Source organism: Massilia soli, from assembly GCF_016809835.1.
GTDB classification, from domain to species: Bacteria; Pseudomonadota; Gammaproteobacteria; order Burkholderiales; family Burkholderiaceae_D; genus Telluria_A; species Telluria_A soli.
On sequence record NZ_JAFBIL020000008.1, the window covers coordinates 327,497 to 333,693 of the forward strand.

The window sequence follows — 6,197 nt, forward strand, 5'->3', positions numbered from 1 at the left end:
CATGCGACGCCCGCTTTTCCGATGGATCTTGATAGCTGGCACCTCGGTTGTGTTCGTGATCGGCGCCTATTTCTTACAACGACATTTGGAGTACGTGAAGATGCACACGATTCCCCCCGGCTTGCAGGCCTTCGACGTCAACGGGCCGATCCCGACCTGCGGCCGATGGAAGGACACGATGCCCAAGACCCGCGACCCAGCCGCCTATCGGCTCTATATCAATGCCCGCAAACTGTGGCGCAGCAAGATCGCATGGCAGCTGACCCGCCAGGAATTCACCAGCATTTTCCACGACGTGCAAGCCGCCGCTACTCAGGGCGACTGGGGAGCACGCGCGCTGTTGGCTCACTTCTACCGGTCTGGCCTCGGTCCCCTCGAGTCAAACCATGTGCTTGATATCGACCCCGACAAATCAATCGAGATAGTCCGCATGGCCGTCAAGGCTGGCCAAGCATGGGGCCACTACGATCTCGGGGTCGCCCACGAGCACGGCTATGGGGGCGCTGTGCAGGATCAACAGATTGCGTGGGCCTATTACCTGAAGGCGGCAGAGCTAGGCAGTCCGGAAGCGCAGATGGCGTTAGCAAGCGCTTATGTGAAAGCTAAGCGTTGGGACGCCGAGGAGGCAATGCTGATGTGTGCCTATAAACAAGGGCACGGCCCGGCAGCCTACGATCTGGGAGTCACAGCAAAATACAACAAAGATTTCGGGAAAGCGCTGAAGTATTACGAAGCGGGAGCAAGGTTTGGAAGCAAGTTCTCGGCAGTAGTGCTGAGACAATTGTTCGACATTGAAGAATGGACTTCGCGCGACAAACAGGAGCAGGCTGCGCTCAAGGAACTAAAGATACTACCTGACGCTGATCGCAAGAGTCGGTACGACCAGATCGCGGATGCGCTGGAACTCAACCCTGACCTGAAACTGACCCGGCTGGACCAGGTGTTGCCGCTGCCGCCCGCAGAACTACCCGCCTGGAATGGTATCCAGGATGCAATCGAGCCCGAGCCGGACAGCCCGCCCACTTACTGATCTCATCGGCCTTGGCGAGGAAATAATGTCTTTAAAAATAATCACCGTCGGCGACAAAACCGACCACGGCGGTACCGTCATCAGCGGCTCGCCTACTCACGACGCTCGCGGACGGGCAATTGCGCGGCTAGGAGATCAGGTCGACTGCCCGCAACTCTACCCTGGCGGTAAACCGCACGGGATCAATAAGATTATTACGGCCTGTAACTCCTTCACCGTGAACGGGGTGGCTGTGGCTTTGGAGGGATGTTCGACAGAGTGCGGCTGCAAGTTAATTGGCGAGTTACCCGCGACGGTCGGCTAGCCCAGCCGATTGTGCGGATACAACTCAGGCGGTAGAAGCCGTTGTTCATTTTTTCATGGACGCTACCGCCATACGGGGCGGCCGTCGGAGGCAATTGATGAATGGGAGCCAAGCAAGCGAGGGCCGAGCGGCGCTATCAGCGTTTAGCGGCGAATCGCAACACAAACGGCTCATGCGGCTGGATTTTCCATTTAAGGACGGGCCACCGGCCATCCTGCTCCCCAACAAAATGCTCGCACACGAGGAAATCTCGAAAGGTTTCCGCTTCGATGTCGAGGTCCTTTCTGACGAGTCGCACATCCCCCTCAAAATGCTGATGGGGAAAATGGTGACAATCTCGCTGGTGCGTTCGGACGGCTCGCTGCGCTATTTCAATGGCCACATTACCGAGTTCCGATTCCTGCGTACCGATGGCGGGTTCGCTTTCTACAGCATGGTGCTGGAACCGTGGCTGGCGTTTGCGCGCCTGCGCAAGGACAGCGTATCGTTCCACGGCAAGAGCGTGCGTGAAATCACGGAAGAAGCGCTGAACCATTATCGCCAGGCCGACTGGCACATGCACATCTTTGATGACGACCCACGCATGACGGTCGCCAACCAGTATAACGAGACCGACTACAACTATCTGCACCGACGTTGGGAGGCGCGCGGCCTGCATTACTGGTACGAGCACCGGTTCGATGGCCACACGCTCATGCTCTCGGACAAAAGTTTGCATGCCGAACCCATCGACGCTACCAAGCATGACGACGCGGACGTCATTGCGTTCCGGCTGTTTGTCAAAAAGGCCGGCATGAAGATGGTAGCCGCCCCCGGAGACATCGACCTACAGGCGCTGTCGGACAACATCAAGCTCCTGGCGAAGCTGGAAATTACGCACACGGCCAACCGGATTACGATCAGTGCCAAGGAGGAAGTAGTCATCAACGGCGGCGGCAGCTACGTGAAATTCGCCGCCAGCGGAATCGAACATGGCACGAACGGCACCTTTGTCGCGCACGCTGCCAGCCACAGCCTCGTCAACGCGAAGAACATGGAAATGGCCGTCAACATGCCGCCCGTGGCCGATGTACTGCGCAAGGGGCGCGCTGCACTGCACATTGGCAGTCATGCCGAGACCGCGGGGCGCACCAGTGCCGGCCTGCCCTTCAAACTGTTCAAGGACGGGGCGATGGTCGAACAGGGGCAGATCGATGCGAAGGGAAACATCCAGTTCGCGCACGAGCTTGATGCCGGCGCAGAGTACAAGATCGCGCTACCAACCGGACAGTCTTTCGATATTGCGCCGGGCGACTATATCGAGCAGCACGAAATCAACGCCGGGGTGGGATATCACGGCTACGAGAACCCTGGCGGGCTCCTATCCGAGGACGAAGTATCCCTGGACCAGGACCGGATCGATGCCAACCCGTGGTCCAGCGACCGCGCCTGAGATACCGCGGCCGGTATGCGGCTACCAGCTTGTTCTGAAAGGAAGCACATGGGAATGGACGAGAATGCTGGGCTGTATAAACAGAAACTCAACTACAACAAGACTGTGGGCCCGTACCAGTGCCTATCCAAACCCTGGTGGGTAAGGACAAGCAAGCACGGCGCTTACCCGCCCCGTCACGCCTGCTGTATCGAACCGCTCATTTGCGGCGAGGAGGTATTCAAGAGCATACAGTCCGATCTCATCAAGGCGCAACGCAGCGTGGACGTAATCACCTGGGGATTCGACCCGGGAATGGTGCTAGTCCGAAATGGCGGAGCCGAGGACGGGATGCGCTACGGCGACTTACTCAAGCAACTCGCGACCCGCAAGGACAATCCCGTTGTTGTGCGCTTGCTCCTTTGGCACGACGACGCCGCCACTTACTACCATGTAAAAAATAACCCGGGCTACTATGGCGGCCGCGTTCCGACAATCGGGGGCTACGCCGGGTTTTTCAGTGAACCGCACGATCAGTACAACCGCGAATGGTTTGAGGAAGTCATTGCAGGTAAGGTGCCGAACATCATGTTGCAGGCACGCGAAGTCGCGCTCGAGTTTCGGGGGCCTGCGCTCGAAGATGAGAACTACAAGAGTAGCTTTATGGGCACTATCGGGTCGATCTACCCCACCCACCACCAAAAAATGGTGCTGATCGACTACGAAACGCCTGACCGCGCCGTCGGCTACGTTATGGGGCACAACTCGACGACTGACTTCTGGGACACGGTCCATCATCGCTTCCAGGACGCGCGCCGCGAAACCCTCTACAAGAAAAATCCGACCGAAGCGGTGGGTCAGCTAGCCAATGTAATGGACGAGGTGGGGGAACTGTACGATCAACAAATGAGGCCGTATTTGAGTGGACAACCGCGGGGACAACGAAGAACAACGCGACTTGCTGAATTCGCAAAAGAGAACGCCTTTACCGCGAAACCCTACCAAGACGTCTCGCTGCGGGTACGCGGCCCTGTTTTATGCGACCTGAATCATAATTTCTGCTACGGCTGGGCGGACGCTAAGGCGGCCACCTCAACTTTGATGAATGCGCTCTGGATGACGCCCCCAGGTTTGATGGTCAAAGCCGCACTTGCCGTGGCCAAGGCGATTGACAAGAAGCCGGAGAGCGTACCTGCTCTCGTGCAAAGCAGGAAGCACATCAAGGCGGCGGATTTCATCCTGAGAGACGGTCAACACAGTGCCCAGCTCATGCGCACCTACCCGGCGCATAAAGAAAAATCGATCAAGGAATGCTACGCCAACCTGACCCGGCTCACCGAGCATTACATCTTCATCCAGAACCAGTACATCCAGTATGACGACTGGCTGACCCATTTGACCAACTGTGCTGCCAAGCTGCGCGAAGCGGGCTACTCCAAGCCCATCTACGTATTCATCCTGACCTCGACACCCGAGTCAGATGGTATGGATCTGGCGACCTATGACATCGCCAGGCAGCTAGGGCGCAGTGACACCATGAAGGTCGAGCACGAGGACACGGTGGCGAAGGCAATGCGGGGTAAGACGAAGATGCCAATTACAGCCCAGGCGTTAGCCGAAAGAGGGATCAAGGCGCTCATCGGGTCGATGTGGAGTGGCGCCGCCCAACCGAGATCGGCGGCCGACTACGAAGAGACCTACATCCACGCAAAGGTGGCAATCGTCGACGACGCGGCTTTCACGGTGGGTTCAGCCAACCTGAACGTGCGAAGCATGGCCCTCGACAGCGAACTCAATCTGCTCAGCCAAGCGATGGATGTCGCATTTGACTTGCGCCAGAAGCTATTCAAGCAATGCACCAACGACGCGGGGCCGGCACAGTTCGGTGATATGGGAGAAACATTCAAGAAATGGCTGACTCTGATGGAAAAAAACACGGAAGCGATGGCGAACAGCTGGCCACTGAAAGGCCAGATTGCCACCTTCCACGTTGACAGGCAACCCGGCCCGCCGGTGATCTGACATGCGACGCCCGATACCCCGCTGGCTCTTGATAGCTTGCGCCTCGGTTGCGATCGCAACAGGCGCCTATTTTCTACAACAACATCTGGAGTACGTGAAGATGCACACGATCCCCGCCGGCCTGCAGGCGTTCGACGTAAACGGCCCAATCCCGACTTGTGGCCGCTGGAAGGATACGATGCCGAAGACCCGCGATACGGCTGCCTACCGGCTCTACATCAACGCCCGCAAGCTGTGGCGCAGCAAGGTCGCATGGCAACTGACGCGTCAGGAATTCATCAGGATTCTTCACGACGTGCAGTCCGCCGCAAATCAGGGCGACTGGGGAGCGCGCGCATTGATGGCCCACTTCTACCGGTCCGGCCTCGGTCCCCTAGACAGCAACCACGTGCTTGATATCGATCTGGACAAATCGGTCGAGATCGTCCGCTCGGCCGCCGCGGCCGGCCAGGCATGGGGCTACTACGATCTCGGTGTCGCCCACGAACACGGCTACGGGGGCGCTGCGCAGGATGAGCAGATCGCGTGGGCCTATTACCTGAAGGCTGCGGTACTCGGCAGTCCGGAAGCACAGATGGCCTTGGCTAGCGCTTACCTCAAGGCAGAACGCCGCGATGCCGATACAGCGCTGGTGATGTGTGCTTATAGGCAGGGCCATGGCCCTGCGGCCCATAAGCTGGGAATTAGAGCAGATATTTTAAAGAATTTCGCTGCAGCGCTGGAATTTTACCAAGCGGGGACGAGATTCGGGAGCGAGCCTTCCGCAGCAGCATTGATGTTCATGTTCGACACCAAAGACTGGAGTTTGCGCGACAAACAGGATCAGGTTGCGCTTAAAGAGCTCGAAATCCTACCCGATCCGGAACGCAAGAGCCGGTACAAGCAAATCGATCAAGCGCTGGACCTCAACCCCGACCTGAAACTGACCCGGCTTGACCAAGTGCTGCCGCTACCTCCTGCACAACTACCTTCTTGGAATGGCATCCAGGACGCAATCGAGCCCGAGCCTGAGGGTCCGCCGACTTACTGATCTCATCAGCCTTGTGAATCGAACGGAGAAGTGCACTCCTACGGCCACGCAGCCTTACGAGTCATCACTCCGGCCAATGAATGCGTCTATGATTTCGGCAGGTACAACCGTGAGAGTGGCCCCACCGGCGAAGGCAGGCTAAGAATCTGGACGCGGTTCACAAGATACATCGCCGGTGAGAACGCAACTGGCCGCACGACCATTGGCTTCACCTACCCAATCGCTGCTACGGAGGCAGCCAAGATAAACGCGCACTTCGAATCCCAAATCTCGGGAAAAAAATGGTTCTAAAGGCATACGGAGACTATATGAAGGAGTATCGTCTAGGGAAGCGCTGATTAATTCAAACGCTTACGTTTCCATCGGCAGCCCGACCTGAGACAATACCGGCACTTTCACC

General features: G+C 57.6%; 5 protein-coding genes. All 5 read left to right on the plus strand.

Annotated elements, in window-relative coordinates:
* Window position 1 precedes the first annotated feature (1 nt).
* Window positions 2-1,030: an SEL1-like repeat protein gene (locus I4X03_RS20365; protein WP_223470065.1), complete on the plus strand. Its 1,029-nt coding sequence runs from the start codon at window positions 2-4 to the stop codon at window positions 1,028-1,030.
* A gap of 25 nt (window positions 1,031-1,055) precedes the next feature.
* Window positions 1,056-1,334: a PAAR domain-containing protein gene (locus I4X03_RS20370; protein ID WP_223470066.1), complete on the plus strand. Its 279-nt coding sequence runs from the start codon at window positions 1,056-1,058 to the stop codon at window positions 1,332-1,334.
* Between the two features lie 97 nt (window positions 1,335-1,431).
* Window positions 1,432-2,766 (plus strand): type VI secretion system Vgr family protein, encoded by a 1,335-nt coding sequence (locus I4X03_RS20375; RefSeq protein WP_223470067.1) that lies wholly within the window; start codon window positions 1,432-1,434, stop codon window positions 2,764-2,766.
* 48 nt (window positions 2,767-2,814) lie between these two features.
* Window positions 2,815-4,767 (plus strand): phospholipase D-like domain-containing protein, encoded by a 1,953-nt coding sequence (locus tag I4X03_RS20380; protein WP_223470068.1) that lies wholly within the window; start codon window positions 2,815-2,817, stop codon window positions 4,765-4,767.
* Between the two features lies 1 nt (window position 4,768).
* Complete coding sequence (locus I4X03_RS20385; RefSeq protein WP_223470069.1) at window positions 4,769-5,797, plus strand: SEL1-like repeat protein; 1,029 nt, start codon at window positions 4,769-4,771, stop codon at window positions 5,795-5,797.
* The last annotated feature ends 400 nt before the right edge of the window (window positions 5,798-6,197 follow it).